Here is a 13745-nt window from a genome sequence, read left to right on the forward strand (position 1 = left end):
CGGCGGCTGCAGGGGCCCGGGCCGTACGGCGGACCCGCCGCCCAACGTAATCCCGGTGGTCCACCCCCGCTACCGGACGGGAATGCGGCCCCGAGCACCGGCGCAGCCGCCTCCGGGGCGGCCCCGCTGCGCACCCGGCCCCGCGCCGTCGCTGGAGGCGTCGCGCGGCCGGCCCTGAGCACGACGGCGGCAGACGGTGCGCGCCGACATCATGGGCGCCGACGTCGTCCTGCTGCTCGGCGGCATCCATCAGACGGCGGCGCTGCTGCTGCCCGTGCAGCCGCAGGCGTGGCGCCGTTATCTCGCGCTGGCCTTCGACGGCCTGGTCGCCGCCGGCGCCGGGCCGCTGCCGGAACCGCCCCCCGCGCGCCTGGAGATCGTCGAACCCGCGACGCAGTCGTAGGACATACCTCGCCAGGCACCCCTCCCCGGTGCCCCTCCCCCGGCGTCAGTCACCCCTGCGGCCGCACTCCTCCGGCGCCAGTCGCCCCTCCGGACTTCGGAACACGCCGGGCAACCGATGTATACACACCAACGGGTGTTGACCGCACCCACCCCAAGGGAGAGCATTGCTCTCGTCGGTAAGTGATGCTCTCCACGGGGATGGCGATGATGACGACCTGGTTCAGTGCGGGCCCGCCGCTGCGGGAACTCCACGAGCTGTATGCCAAGAAGGGCCGGCTGGACGAGCGGGCGCCGATCAGGTCGACGAGCTCGATCTTGGTGGACGCACCGGTCGCCGTGGTGTGGCGGCTCGTCAGTGACCTGGGCTCCTGGCACACCTGGCGCTCCGACGCCCGGGTTGTCGACTTCGGGGCGCTGGAGCCCGACGCGCGCTTCCGATGGAAGCTGCGGGGGGTGGCGATCACGTCCACCTTCGCCATGGTTGCGCCCGAGCGGGAGCTGTCCTGGACCGGCGTGGCGATGGGCTGTATGAGAGCCGTCGAACGGATACGGATGACGCCCGTAGACGACGACCGGACGGCGGTCACCATGGAGGAGTCGCTCTCCGGACCGCTGCTGACGCTCTTCTACGACGAAGCGCGCCTCCGGAAGGGCCACGAGGCGATACTTCGCATGCTCAGGGCCGCTGCCGAGACCGGACGAGGCGGCGGCCGACCCGAACACCCGGAGGCGCCGGCCAGGACGGGGGAAGCCTGACCGGCGCCGGTCCTACGATGCGGGGCCGTGGTGGCGGTCACCCCCTGCAGGAGGCTCCGTGGGGCTGCAGCGGACGACGTCCCCACGGGCGGAACCACAGGGCCCGGGGACATCGGCCCACGCACGGCACCCGCGTCCATCCGGACCGTGCCGCGGCCCGCGTTGTTCCCGCGTCCCGGTGGTCCGTGCCCCGGGAAGGCATGCCGGTGGCCCGCTGCGGGGAAGCGCGTTGCATGACGAAGACCGGTCTCCCGGAGGGCATCCGGGCCTGCCTGTTCGATCTCGACGGAGTGCTGACCAAGACCGCGGTCGTCCACGCCGCCGCCTGGAAGGAGGTCTTCGACGACTTCCTTCGCCGTCGGGAGGCCGCCGGCTTCCGCCCCTTCGACGAGGTGGCCGACTACGACGAGTACGTCGACGGCCGCCCGCGCGCGGACGGCGTGCGGGCGTTCCTGGCGTCACGCGGCATCGAGCTGCCCGAGGGCGCCGCGGACGATCCGCCCGAGCGCGACACGGTGCACGGGGTGGGCAACCGCAAGAACGAGATCCTGCTGCAGAAGATCCGCGCCGAAGGCGTCGAGGCCTATCCGGGCTCCGTGCGCTATGTGGAGGCCGTACGGGCCGCCGGCCTGCGGACCGCCGTGGTCTCCTCGAGCGCCAACTGCCGCGACGTGCTGGTCTCGGCCGGCATCGAGGACCTCTTCGAGGTGCGCATCGACGGCGTCGTCGCAGCTGAGCGCAAGTTGCCGGGGAAGCCCAACCCGGACACCTTCCTGGAGGCAGCGCGCGAGTTCGGGCTCCAGGCGAAGGACGCGGTCGTCTTCGAGGACGCGCTGGCCGGTATGGATGCCGGCCGCTCCGGCCACTTCGGCTACGTCGTGGGGGTGGACCGGGTGGGCCAGGCGGACGCGCTGCGCGCGCACGGCGCCGACATCGTCGTACGGGACCTCGCCGAGCTGCTGGAGGCGGACGCGTGATCAGCCACTCCTCGTACATGGTCGAACCGTGGTGCGTGCGCGAGACCGAACTGGACCTCGAGGTGCTCGCCCAGAGCGAGTCGGTGTTTGCTCTGTCCAACGGCCACGTCGGCTGGCGCGGCAACCTCGACGAGGGCGAGCCGCACGGGCTGCCCGGCTCCTATCTGAACGGTGTCCACGAGCGCCACCCGCTGCCGTACGCGGAGGCGGGCTACGGCTATCCGGAGGCCGGCCAGACCGTCATCAACGTCACCAACGGCAAGATCATTCGTCTGCTCGTCAACGACGAGCCCTTCGACGTGCGCTACGGGCGACTCGTCTCGCACGAACGCGTCCTCGACCTGCGCAGCGGGCACCTGCGCCGGACCTGCGAATGGACCTCGCCGGCTGGCTGCACCGTCCGGGTGACCTCGACCCGGCTGGTCTCACTCACCCAGCGGTCCATCGCGGCGGTCGTCTACGAGGTCGAGGCCGTGGACGATGTGCGGCTGGTCGTCCAGTCCGAGCTGGTGGCCAACGAGCAGCTGCCGCAGACCTCGGGCGACCCCCGGGTCTCCGCCGTGCTGGAATCACCCATGATGCCGGAGGAGAACCAGGCGCGGGACAACCGGCTGCGCCTGGTGCACTCCACCGCGGTCACCGGGCTGCGGGTCGCGGCCGCGGCCGATCACACCGTGGACGGGCCGCCCTCGACGCGCTGTTTCAGCGAGAGCGCCGACGACACCAGCCGGCTCACCATCACCTGCTCCCTGGCCGCCGGGGAGAAACTCCGCCTGGAGAAGATGGTCTCCTACGGCTGGTCGCAGGTCCGCTCGCTTCCCGCCGTGCGCGATCAGGTGGAGGCGGCGCTCACCGGCGCCCGCAGCACCGGCTGGCAGGGGCTGTGCGACGAGCAGCGCGACTATCTCGACGCGTTCTGGGCGCGGGCGGACGTGGAGATCGACGGGGACGCCGAGATCCAGCAGGCGGTCCGCTTCGCCATGTTCCACGTGCTGCAGGCGGGCGCTCGCGCCGAGCAACGGGCGATCCCGTCGAAGGGCCTGACCGGCTCGGGATACGACGGGCACTCCTTCTGGGACACGGAGACCTTCGTCCTGCCGCTGCTCACCCTGACCTCGCCCGACTCCGTCGCGGAAGCCCTGCGCTGGCGCCAGGCCACCCTGCCCGCCGCCCGCGACCGTGCCCGCCAACTGGGCCTGAGGGGTGCAGCCTTCCCATGGCGCACCATCGACGGCTCGGAGGGCTCCGGCTACTGGCCGGCGGGAACGGCCGCGTTCCACATCAACGCGGACATCGCCGACGCCGTGGTCCTCTATGTCTCCCTCACCGGCGACGAGGACTTCGAGCGCGAGACGGGCGTGGAGATCCTCGTGGAGACGGCACGCATGTGGCACTCCCTCGGCCACCACGACCCGCACGGCAACTTCCACATCGACGGGGTCACCGGACCCGACGAGTACAGCGCCATCGCGGACGACAACGTCTACACCAATCTCATGGCCCGGGCGAACCTGCGGGCCGCCGCCGACATCGTCGAACGCCATCCCAAGGAGGGCGCGGCCCTCGGCGTCGACGACGAGGAGACGGCGGCGTGGCGGGACGCGGCCGCGGCCATGACCGTGCCGTACGACAGCGCGATCGGCGTCCACGAGCAGTCGGCGGGGTTCACCCGGCACCAGGCGTGGGACTTCGCCGCCACGCGGCCGGACCAGTATCCGCTGCTGCTGCACTTCCCCTACTTCGACCTGTACCGCAGGCAGGTCGTCAAGCAGGCGGATCTGGTGCTGGCGATGGTCAAGCAGCCGGAGGCCTTCACCGAGGAGCAGAAGGCCCGCAACTTCGCCTACTACGAGCCGCTGACGGTGCGTGACTCGTCCCTGTCGGCGGCGACGCAGGCGGTCATGGCCGCCGAGGTGGGCCATCTGCGCCTCGCCTACGACTATCTGGGCGAGGCGGCGCTGATGGACCTGCACGACCTGGAGAACAACACCCGCGACGGGCTGCACATCGCCTCCCTCGCGGGCACCTGGGCCGCCCTGGTCGGCGGCTTCGGGGGGATGCGGTACCGCAACGGCCGTGCCGCCTTCGCGCCGCGGCTGCCGGAGAAGCTGCGTCGGCTCGCGTTCACGGTGCAGGTGCGGGGTCGGCGGCTGAAGGTGGAGATCACGGGCGCCGCCGCGACGTACACCCTGCTGGACGGGGAGCCGCTGGAGCTGCAGCACTACAACGACCTGTTCACGCTCGCCACCGGTGACCCGCAGACACGCAAGGTGCCGGTCCTCCCGAGCCGTACGGCCCCGGAGCAGCCGCCGGGACGCAGTCCCCGGCACCGTTGACCCGGAGGGCCGGAGGGCCGGGGGGCCGGGGGGCCGGAAGGGCTGAGGAGCACCGTGCCGGCGCCGCGTCCCGGGGCCGGGCCCAGTGCCGCGTGCACGGCCGGGAAGTACGGCTGTGCCTTCCCGGCCGTTCACGCGGCGCCTCTGGGCGGGACGGCCCTGGACCGGCGATGCCGGTGATCTCCTCCCCGGCACTCCCCTCCTCCGGCGGTCAGTGCGGGGCGGTCAGCACGCTGTCCTCGGAGGTCGCCGCCCCCGTGACGAGCCGGCTGGGCCGGCCGCCGCCCCTCTTCTCCAGCGCCGCGGAGACGACCGCGAGCACGAGGGCCGAGGCGGTCAGGAGCGCGCCGACGAGATTCGGCGAGGTATAACCGAAGCCCGCGGCGATCACCACCCCGCCCAGCCAGGCGGAAAGGGCGTTGCCGAGGTTGAAGGCGCCGATGTTGACCGCCGAGGCCAGGGTGGGGGCGCCGGACGCCTGGTCCAGGACCCGCTTCTGCAGCGGCGGCACGGTCGCGAACCCCAGGGCGCCGATGAGGAAGATCGTCAAGCCGGCGGTGAATCCGTTGTGCGCGGTGAGCATGAACAGCGCCAGCACCGCTGCCAGGGCGCCCAGCGCCGTGTAGAGCATCGGCATCAGGGCGCGGTCGGCGTACCTGCCGCCGATCAGGTTGCCGACGACCATGCCGAGGCCGAAGAGCACGAGCAGCCAGGTGATCGAGGAGTCGGCGAAGCCGGTGACCTCGGTCATCATCGGAGCGATGTAGGTGATGGCCGCGAAGACGCCCCCGAAGCCGAGCACGGTCATCGCCATGGCCAGCAGCACCTGGACGTTGCGGAAGGCGCCCAGTTCGTGGCGCAGGCGCACGCCGTGCGGCTTGGGCATGTCGGGCACCAGCGTGAAGACGCCGGCGAGTCCGACGACGCCGAGGACGGCGACGACGGAGAAGGTCACGCGCCAGCCGGCGCTCTGCCCGATGAACGTGCCCAGCGGAACGCCGACCACGTTGGCCACGGTGAGGCCGGCGAACATCATCGAGATCGCGCGTGCCTTCTTCTCCGGGGCCACCAGGTCGGCGGCGACGACCGAGCCGATGCCGAAGAAGGCGCCGTGGGTGAAGGACGCGAGGATGCGCCCGGCCATCATCACCACGAAGGCGGGGGCGAGGGCGGAGACCAGGTTGCCGAGCACGAACAGGCCCATAAGCAGCATCAGCATGTTCTTGCGGGACACCTTGGTGCCGAGCAGCGTCATGATCGGTGCGCCGATCATGACGCCGAGTCCGTAGCCGGTCACGAGCAGGCCGGCGGCGGGGACCGAGACCCCGAAGTCGGCGGCGACCTCGGGCAGCAGACCCATGATCACGAACTCGGTGGTTCCGATCCCGAAAGCCCCGATGGCGAGGGCCAGGAGCGCGAGAGGCATAGCGGAGACCTTCCCTGTAGTGCAATGGCACCTAGCAGGCGCATACAATAATTGCAGGCGCGCTATAACGTCAAGCGCTAGACATCTACGCAGGGCGGCTTACCATGACCAGTAGGGGGAACATGCCTTCACCCGCACCCGCAGCCGCCGCACGAAGGGGACTCTCGATGACCGCCACCGATCCGGCACTGACCGCCCTCGCCCAGGGATGGCACGCCCTGTCACTGCTGCACGGACGGATCGAGGGGCGGATCGAGAAACAACTGCAGACCCACCACGATCTGAGCGTGCGGGAGTACTCCCTGCTCGACGTCCTCAGCCGCCAGCACGACGGCGAGGGAGGCCATCTGCAGATGCGCCAGGTCGCCGACGCCGTGGTGCTCAGCCAGTCGGCGACGACCCGCCTGGTCACCCGGCTGGAGGATCGCGGCCTGCTGGCCCGCTACCTGTGCCCCACCGACCGGCGCGGCATCTACACGGATGTGACCGAGACCGGCCTGAAACTGCTCGAGGAAGCACGCCCCACCAACAACGCGGCGCTGCGCGCGGCCATGGACGAGGCGGCGCTCGTCCCGGAGCTGGCACCCCTGGTCAAGGCGGTGGAGGGCCTGCAGGGCGCGAAGGTGCCGACCGCCTGAGCCCATCCGGGCATTCATCGACGCACGAGCTTAGTCCGCGCTTGCAATTAACTGCGTTTACAACTAATGTGGTCGTGGAGCCCGGGGCGGCGCGTCACCGCCCCTCCCTGGGACGTTCACCCGTCCGCACGCGCACCGGCGCCGCCGCCGGCCGCGACGCGAAAGGATCGCCTCATGGCCACTCCCGTCCCGCACATCACCCTGAACAACGGCGTCACCATGCCGCAGCTCGGCTTCGGCGTCTTCCAGGTGCCTGACGCCGACACCTCGGCCACCGTCGCCTCGGCCCTTGAGAGCGGCTACCGCAGCATCGACACGGCGGCGATCTACGGCAACGAGGCCGGTGTCGGCCAGGCCCTCGCCGCCTCAGGCATCGCCCGCGACGAACTCTTCGTCACCACCAAGCTGTGGAACGCCGACCAGGGCCACGACAGCACCCTCGCCGCCTTCGACGCCTCGCTCGCCAAGCTCGGCCTGGACCACGTGGACCTCTATCTGATCCACTGGCCGGCCCCTGCCCGCGACGCGTACCTGGACACCTGGCGGGCCTTCGAGAAGATCTATGCGGAGGGCCGGGCCCGGGCCATCGGGGTCTCGAACTTCCAGCCCGCGCACCTGCAGCGCCTGATCGACAACAGCGATGTCGTCCCCGCCGTCAACCAGGTGGAGCTGCACCCTCAGCTCCAGCAGGCAGAGCTGCGCTCCTTCCACGCCCGGCACGGCATCGCCACGGAGGCGTGGAGCCCGCTCGCGCAGGGCGCCCTCCTGCAGGACCCGGTCGTCACCGGCATCGCCGGCCGCCTGGGCAGGACCCCCGCCCAGGTGATCCTGCGCTGGCACCTGCAGCTCGGCAACGTGGTCATCCCCAAGTCGGTGACTCCCGAACGGATCCGCCAGAACATCGACGTCTTCGACTTCGTGCTCTCCGACGACGACATCGCGGCGATCACCGCCCTCGACAGCAGCACCCGCATCGGTCCGGACCCCGACGCCTTCAACTGACCATCCGGGCCGAAGCCGTCCGCCGGAACGCGGCGCCGACCCCACGACCCGACGGACGGCCCTGGCCGCACAGGCTCAGGAAGCGGCGGCGCGCTCCTCGATGCGGCGCAGAGCCTGCTTCAGGTAGCCGGCGAAGCGCGGGTAGTTCTCGCTCATCGGGAAGTGCCCGATCTCCTTCATCTCGATGAACTCGGCGCCGCGGATCTGCTCCGCGGTACGGGCCCCGTCCGCGGGCGTGGTCAGGTAGTCGTACTCGCCGGTGAGCATGACGACCGGACAGCGTTCCCCGTCGATCTCCCCCAGCCTGCCGCGCAGGTCGTGGTCGACGGAGTAGAAGTACAGGTCGCCCTTGAACGCCTCGGAGCCCTGGCTGTAGTAGAACCAGGTCGCCCAGCGGTCGGCGTCGGGCGACTGAGGCGCCATCAGGTCCCATACCCCGCTGGCGCAGACCTGTGCCGCGTTGACGTGCGGATGCTGCCACCAGTCGAGGTAAAAGCCCGGCGAGTAGTCGGCGCCCTCCACGGGGATCACCGCTTTGAAGCGGTCCGGGTGCCGCAGCGCGAGCTGCAGCGCCACGTTCCCGCCGAAGGAGGAACCCATGAAGATCGGGTCCTCCAGGCCGAGCGCGTCACAGAACGCGGTGATGAAGGCGACGTAGTGGTCGGCGGTGAGCTTGTACTCCTCCTTCCACCACTCCTTGTTCAGCGGCGGGTCCGACTTCCCGTGGCGGGCGAGGTCGTAGGCGATGACTCGGTGGTTGCCGGTGATCTCCTCGTCCTCCAGGAGGCCGCGCCATTGGTGGTTGTGGCAGCCCGCCGTGTGCTGGCACACCAGCGGCTGCCCCTGGCCGTTCTCCAGGTAGAAGACCCTGTACTGGACGTCCTCCACGTCGATCGTGACGTAGTGGCCGGTCACAGGGGAGATGCGGGAGGCGGTGCTCATGAAGGGGTCCTTTCGGCGGTGCGGAACCGGAGCGGTGGTTCAGCCCAGCGGGCCGGTGAGGCGGAGCAGTTCCAGCTGACGGGTGAGGCAGCGCAGGTTCTGCATGAGCACCAGCAGGTCGCCCTCAAGCCGCATGTCCCGCTGGAAGCTCGCCGCCCAGATGCCGTGGTACATCGGCTTCGGCGTCGGCACGCAGAACTCCCGCCAGGTCTCGGCACTGGCCCTGATGGCGAAGTCGTAGGCCGTGAGCGGCTCGGGGTCGACGACGAGGTCCTCCACCCGGCCGCGGTGCATGCGCACCAGGAAGGTGTGCCTCTCCATGTCCAGCAGATAGGTGCAGCTGAAGTACGCCCCGTGTGCCGTGAGCTCCGTGTCGCCGTCACTGAGGCGGCGGAACTCCGCCACGGGCCCCTGTTCCGTTGCCGTCGTCATGTCCACTCCTCGCTGACGCCGATCTTCCGGTCAGTCACAGCTAATACACCGTCAGGTTGCAGGGGACGCGGGCACGCCGGTACGTCCCCCGCACGGCGCGCTCCCCGAGTGCCGGGGCCCGGCCCGGGAAGGGGGGAAGGGGCCGGTCGCGCCGCGTCCGACGCCATCCGAGACCGTGACGGACCGAAGCAGCGGTACATGCGCATCGACCTCACCGGCCCTCCCGGGACGGCAGCCGGCGGGCCCTGAGCGGCTGCACCGCTCTGCCCTACGACATGGCCCCGCGGCTGCGCGGCCGGCTGAACGCCGGAGATGAACGTGCTCATCGCCGCGAACGACTACAGCCGGCAGAGCGAGCAGCCGCTGATGAAGAGCGTGAGGGTCACCATCGGACCCACTCCCTGAAGCGGATCCATCCCGGCACCGCGGCGCGGCGAAGCCGCCCCGCCACTGGCGGGGCGGCTCCCGGACGGGTGGTTCAGCCCACGACGGTGGCGTGGAGCGCCTCGAGGCCGTCGCGGTAGATGCCGGTGAACAACTCCACGACCTGCGCCTCGCTCGCCCCCTCCGAGACGAACCGGCCACTCCACACGACCTCGGCGGCTTCCGGCTGTCCGGGCACGGCGTGGACCCGCAGGTCGGAGAGATATCCGGTCACGGGGAAAGGCGATTCCACGATCGCGTAGGCATAGTGGCGCTCGGCTTCGCTGAAGGCCACCATGCGCTCGACGATCACCTCACCCTCGGGATTGCGGAGCCTGCGCGCCCGCCCGCCCTCCAGCGGGGTGCTCTCGGCGATGAACGGGAGCCAGTCGGGCAGGGCGTGAAAGCCGCCGATCAGGTTCCAGACGCGTTCGGGCGACGCGGGTACGACACGGCTGACCGAGGTGGATGCCATGGCCTTCCTCCTTGATTGTGGGGGTGCTTGACGTGCGGGCGTGTTTGATGTGCGCACGTCGGGGAGACGGCGGCAGGACCGGTTCAGGCGCCGGCAGGGAGCGGCGCTGCGGGGCTGACGAGGCCGGATGCGCGCAGATCCGCCCAGAAGTCGGCCGGGATCTCCTGGTGGAGCGCGGCGACGTCCTCCGCGATGCGACTCGGCTTGGTCGCGCCGGGGACGGCGGCGACGGCCACCGGATGCGCGAGGGAGAACTGCAGGGCCGCTGCCTTGACGCTCACCGCGTGGCGGGCCGCGACCTCCTTGATGCGCCGTACGCGCTCCACGACCTCCGGGGGCGCGTCCTGGTACTCGAAGTGGGTGCCGCCGGCGAGAACCCCCGAGCTGTAGGGGCCGCCGACGACCATGCCGACTCCCTGCTCCTGCGCCTTGGGCAGCAGCCGCTCCAGCGGGCGCTCGTGGTCGAGCAGGGTGTAGCGGCCAGCGAGCAGAAAGCCGTCTGGCTGCGGCTCGTCCAGGTCCAGCGTCAGCTCGATGGGCTCGACCCGGTTCACACCGAGGCCCCATGCCTTGATGACGCCCTCGTCGCGCAGCCGCGACAGCACGCGGAAGGCGCCGGTCCGGGCCTCCTCGAACGTGCCGAGCCAGAGGTCGCCGTGGAAGTCCTGGGCGATGTCGTGCACCCAGACGATGTCCAGGCGATCGACGCCGAGGCGCTGCAGACTGCCCTCGATCGACCGTTCGGTGGCGTCGGCGGTCCACTCGTGCAGCATCGCGTTCGGCCGGCCGTGCTGGAACAGTCCGCCTTTCTCGCCGAGGGCGCGGGCGCCCGGTTCGGGCTCGTCGAGGATGACACGGCCGACCTTGGTGGCCAGCACGAACGCGTCGCGGGGCTGCTGCGAGAGCAGCTCGCCGAGGCGCAGCTCCGCGAGGCCCGCGCCGTAGAAGGGGGCGGTGTCGTAGAAGCGGATGCCCTGCTCCCAGGCGGCTGCCAGGGTCGCGCGCGCCTCCTCTTCGGGGATCGCGCGGAACATGTTGCCGAGGGGGGCGGTACCGAAGCCGAGGCGACCGGGGATGAGTTCCTTGAGCGACATGATGGTGCCTTTCGTACGACCGAGCGGGGAGCGGGGTGCTCTGCCGTGGGGGCCGGGTGGTGAGGGGATCGTCTCCGGGGACGGGGCCGACGACTGCGGAGCGAGACCAAGTCCGCCGGAGTGGCGGCACAGGGCGTATCCCGCGTTCGGCGCCTCACCCAAACTACTTGCAAACGCACACTAATGCAAACGCTTGATATTTGCGTCATCTGGATGTGGGCGCAGGGTGGCGTACGAAGCATCTGAGCGCGCAATTATTGATTGAGCCTGTTGGGCGCAGGCGCATGGCGCGCGCGAGGGATGCGCGGCCGCCCCGACCGCCTGGACCGCTTGACCGCCTGCAAGAGGAGACAGTTTCGTGAGCACCACCCTGTTCGAACCTTTCACGCTCCGCTCGCTGACCGTTCCGAACCGGATCTGGATGGCCGCCATGTGCCAGTACAGCGCCGCGCCGGACGGGGAGCTCGCGGGCGTCCCGAACGACTGGCACTTCACGCACCTCGCCGCTCGTGCCGCCGGCGGCACCGGGCTGATCATCACCGAGGCTACCGCGGTCGGCCTGGACGGCCGGATCAGCCCGTACGACCTCGGCATCTGGAACGACACCCAGGTCGAGGCCTTCCGGCGGATCACCTCGTTCCTGAAGTCCCAGGGCACGGTGCCCGGCATCCAGCTCGCCCACGCCGGCCGCAAGGCGTCGACCGAGCGGACCTGGATGGGCGGTGCCCCCTTGCCCCCAGGGAAGCCGTACGGCTGGACGCCCGTCGCGCCCAGTGCCATCCCGTTCCACACCGGATCCACCACGCCGGAGGAGCTCAGCACCGAGCAGATCGACCGGGTCGTGACCGAATTCGCCGACGCCGCGCGGCGCGCACTGGACGCCGGCTTCCAGGTCGCCGAGATCCACGGCGCCCACGGATACCTCATCAACCAGTTCCTTTCCCCGCACAGCAACCACCGCACCGACGGCTACGGCGGGGACTTCGAGGGCCGCACCCGCTTCGCGCTGGAGGTCGTCGAGGCCGTCCGCGCCGTGTGGCCGCAGGAGCTGCCGGTCTTCTTCCGCATCTCCGCGACCGACTGGCTGAGCGAGAACGCCGACGACCACCGCGAGGGGTGGACCGCCGACGACACCGTCCGGTTCGCCAAGGAACTGCAGGCCCGGGGCGTCGACCTGATGGACGTCTCCACGGGCGGCAACGCGCCGAACGCCAAGATCTCCCCGGCTCCGGGCTACCAGGTGCCGTTCGCCGAGCGCGTCCGCAACGAGACGGGCATGCCCGTCGGCGCCGTCGGCCTCATCACCGAGCCGGAGCAGGCGCAGGCCATCGTCGCCTCCGGCCAGGCGGACGCCGTCCTCCTCGGCCGCGAGCTGCTGCGGGACCCGTACTGGGCGCGCCGCGCGGCCTCCGCACTGGGCGGCGAGGTCAACACCCCGATCCAGTACCACCGCGCCTGACCGGAGAGGAGCCCCGTCCCCGTCGTGCCGCAAAGGCACGGCGGGACGGGGCGCCCCTGGGGATGGGCCTGTGCCTGGACCGGGGCACGGACATCACCTTGCGCGGCACCATCCGGCGCGGGGAGCATCGCCTCCGTCATCCACCGACGCCGTGAGAGGTTCCCCCGGCATGAGCTACACACTGCGTGAGTACACCCCAGCCGACGAGTCCTCCTGGCTGCGCTGCAGGGTGCTCGCATTCCTGCGCACCGCCTACTACGACGACGTCGACCGCGCCAAGCCGTCGATCCCCGCCCCGGGCCTGCAACTCGTCGCCGTCGACACGGCCGGGACGGTCGTCGGCATCATGGACACCGCCGTCGACGCCTCGCTGGCGACCATCGACACCGTCGCCGTCCATCCCGACCACCAGGGCCGGGGCCTCGCAGCCGCCCTGCTGCGCCGCACCCGCGCCGTGGTCCGCGAGCGCGGCGCGTCCACCCTGGACGCCTGGACCCGCGACGATCCCGACACCCTGTCCTGGTACCACGCCATGGGCTTCACGGAGAGCGACCACTACCTGCACGTGTACGCCCACGAGTACACCGCCCCCGGCGAACCGGACCGCGCGGTCCTCACCCCCCGCCCGGGGCTGCGGCTCATGGCGGCCTTCCTCCACGCGAAGCTGGAGGACGAGGAGCGCATGCGGGCGGAGTTCAGCCGGGTGCATGTGTGCCGGCGCTTCTCGATGACGGCCTGACACTCCGGCAGAGGCGTTGCTCCGGAGCAGGCGAACCGACCTGCCTGACGACGGCCGCACGGCGGTAGTGTCGGACCCGTGATCGTATGGCTCAACGGCACCCATGGCGCGGGCAAGACGACGACCAGTGCGCTCGTCCAGCAACTGATCCCGGATTCGCGGGTGTTCGACGCCGAGAAGGTCGGCGAGACACTCATGGACATCTCCCCGGGGCTGCCCGAGACGGACAACTTCCAGCACTGGCCGCCGTGGCGGCCGCTGGTGGTCGAGACGGCCCGCCGCGTACTCGAGTACACCGGCGGCACTCTGGTGATCCCCATGACGGTCCTGGTCGAGCCGTACTGGCGAGAGATCAGCGCGGGCTCGCCCAGCACTCCATCCCGGTGCGGCACTTCGTCCTCCATGCCGACGCCGACACCCTCCGCGCGCGCATCGCGGGCGACACCGCGGTCGGCCCCGACTCCCCGTTCCGTCTCCGATACCTCGAGCCCTACGCCGAGGCGGCCCGCACCTGGCTGCACGCCGAGGCCGAGGTCGTCGACACCACGCACCTCACGCCCGCGCAGGCGGCCCTGCGTGTGGCGGAGGCCATGGGGCGGTGACACCAGGCCGTTGTGCGTGCCCAGCCTGCCCGAGCCGGC

At 70.8% G+C, this 13745-nt stretch carries 13 protein-coding genes and 2 pseudogenes; 10 read left to right on the forward strand and 5 right to left on the reverse strand.

Going from position 1 to position 13745, the window contains the following annotated elements; all coding sequences use genetic code 11:
* Positions 1-196 precede the first annotated feature (196 nt).
* From AC3ET4_RS11165 to AC3ET4_RS11180, 4 genes are all read left to right on the forward strand, one after another.
* The gene (locus tag AC3ET4_RS11165) at positions 197-403 is read left to right on the forward strand and encodes a hypothetical protein (protein WP_431948536.1); all 207 of its coding nucleotides are present in this window, start codon (positions 197-199) and stop codon (positions 401-403) included.
* Positions 404-588: 185 nt separating this feature from the next.
* On the forward strand, positions 589-1161 hold the full coding sequence (locus AC3ET4_RS11170) for an SRPBCC family protein (RefSeq protein WP_431948575.1): 573 nt from the start codon (positions 589-591) through the stop codon (positions 1159-1161).
* A gap of 233 nt (positions 1162-1394) precedes the next feature.
* Entirely contained in the window at positions 1395-2138 is a 744-nt protein-coding gene (locus AC3ET4_RS11175) for an HAD family hydrolase (RefSeq protein WP_431948537.1), read from the forward strand.
* On the forward strand, positions 2135-4474 hold the full coding sequence (locus AC3ET4_RS11180) for a glycoside hydrolase family 65 protein (protein ID WP_431948538.1): 2340 nt from the start codon (positions 2135-2137) through the stop codon (positions 4472-4474). The genes AC3ET4_RS11175 and AC3ET4_RS11180 overlap by 4 nt, the downstream gene beginning before the upstream one ends.
* 211 nt (positions 4475-4685) lie before the next feature.
* On the opposite strand, the gene AC3ET4_RS11185 is transcribed toward AC3ET4_RS11180, so the two are convergent.
* Positions 4686-5900: an MFS transporter gene (locus AC3ET4_RS11185; protein WP_431948539.1), complete on the reverse strand. Its 1215-nt coding sequence runs from the start codon at positions 5898-5900 to the stop codon at positions 4686-4688.
* A 167-nt stretch (positions 5901-6067) separates the two neighbouring features.
* On the opposite strand from AC3ET4_RS11185, the gene AC3ET4_RS11190 reads away from it, so the two are divergent.
* Positions 6068-6538 carry a MarR family winged helix-turn-helix transcriptional regulator gene (locus AC3ET4_RS11190; RefSeq protein ID WP_431948540.1) on the forward strand — a complete coding sequence of 157 codons (471 nt, stop codon included), beginning with the start codon at positions 6068-6070 and terminating at the stop codon, positions 6536-6538.
* A gap of 174 nt (positions 6539-6712) precedes the next feature.
* Positions 6713-7540 carry an aldo/keto reductase gene (locus AC3ET4_RS11195; protein ID WP_431948541.1) on the forward strand — a complete coding sequence of 276 codons (828 nt, stop codon included), beginning with the start codon at positions 6713-6715 and terminating at the stop codon, positions 7538-7540.
* A 75-nt stretch (positions 7541-7615) separates the two neighbouring features.
* Here the strand turns inward: AC3ET4_RS11195 and AC3ET4_RS11200 are convergent, their stop codons facing one another.
* Positions 7616-8482 (reverse strand): alpha/beta fold hydrolase, encoded by an 867-nt coding sequence (locus tag AC3ET4_RS11200; RefSeq protein WP_431948542.1) that lies wholly within the window; start codon positions 8480-8482, stop codon positions 7616-7618.
* 39 nt (positions 8483-8521) lie between these two features.
* On the reverse strand, positions 8522-8914 hold the full coding sequence (locus AC3ET4_RS11205; protein ID WP_431948543.1) for a hypothetical protein: 393 nt from the start codon (positions 8912-8914) through the stop codon (positions 8522-8524).
* Between the two features lie 221 nt (positions 8915-9135).
* Here AC3ET4_RS11205 and AC3ET4_RS11210 point away from each other — a divergent pair.
* Positions 9136-9319: pseudogene (locus AC3ET4_RS11210) on the forward strand (hypothetical protein); the annotation flags it as partial.
* Between the two features lie 73 nt (positions 9320-9392).
* Here AC3ET4_RS11210 and AC3ET4_RS11215 read toward each other — a convergent pair.
* Entirely contained in the window at positions 9393-9812 is a 420-nt protein-coding gene (locus tag AC3ET4_RS11215) for an SRPBCC family protein (protein WP_431948544.1), read from the reverse strand.
* Positions 9813-9895: 83 nt separating this feature from the next.
* The gene (locus tag AC3ET4_RS11220; RefSeq protein ID WP_431948545.1) at positions 9896-10906 is read right to left on the reverse strand and encodes an aldo/keto reductase; all 1011 of its coding nucleotides are present in this window, start codon (positions 10904-10906) and stop codon (positions 9896-9898) included.
* 358 nt (positions 10907-11264) lie between these two features.
* On the opposite strand from AC3ET4_RS11220, the gene AC3ET4_RS11225 reads away from it, so the two are divergent.
* From AC3ET4_RS11225 to AC3ET4_RS11235, 3 genes and pseudogenes are all read left to right on the forward strand, one after another.
* Positions 11265-12365 carry an NADH:flavin oxidoreductase/NADH oxidase gene (locus AC3ET4_RS11225; protein WP_431948546.1) on the forward strand — a complete coding sequence of 367 codons (1101 nt, stop codon included), beginning with the start codon at positions 11265-11267 and terminating at the stop codon, positions 12363-12365.
* 169 nt (positions 12366-12534) lie between these two features.
* Positions 12535-13104, forward strand: a complete 570-nt coding sequence (locus AC3ET4_RS11230; RefSeq protein WP_431948547.1) for a GNAT family N-acetyltransferase — start codon at positions 12535-12537, stop codon at positions 13102-13104.
* A gap of 78 nt (positions 13105-13182) precedes the next feature.
* Positions 13183-13706: pseudogene (locus tag AC3ET4_RS11235) on the forward strand (AAA family ATPase).
* Positions 13707-13745 lie beyond the last annotated feature (39 nt).

The organism is Actinacidiphila sp. bgisy167, from assembly GCF_057707665.1.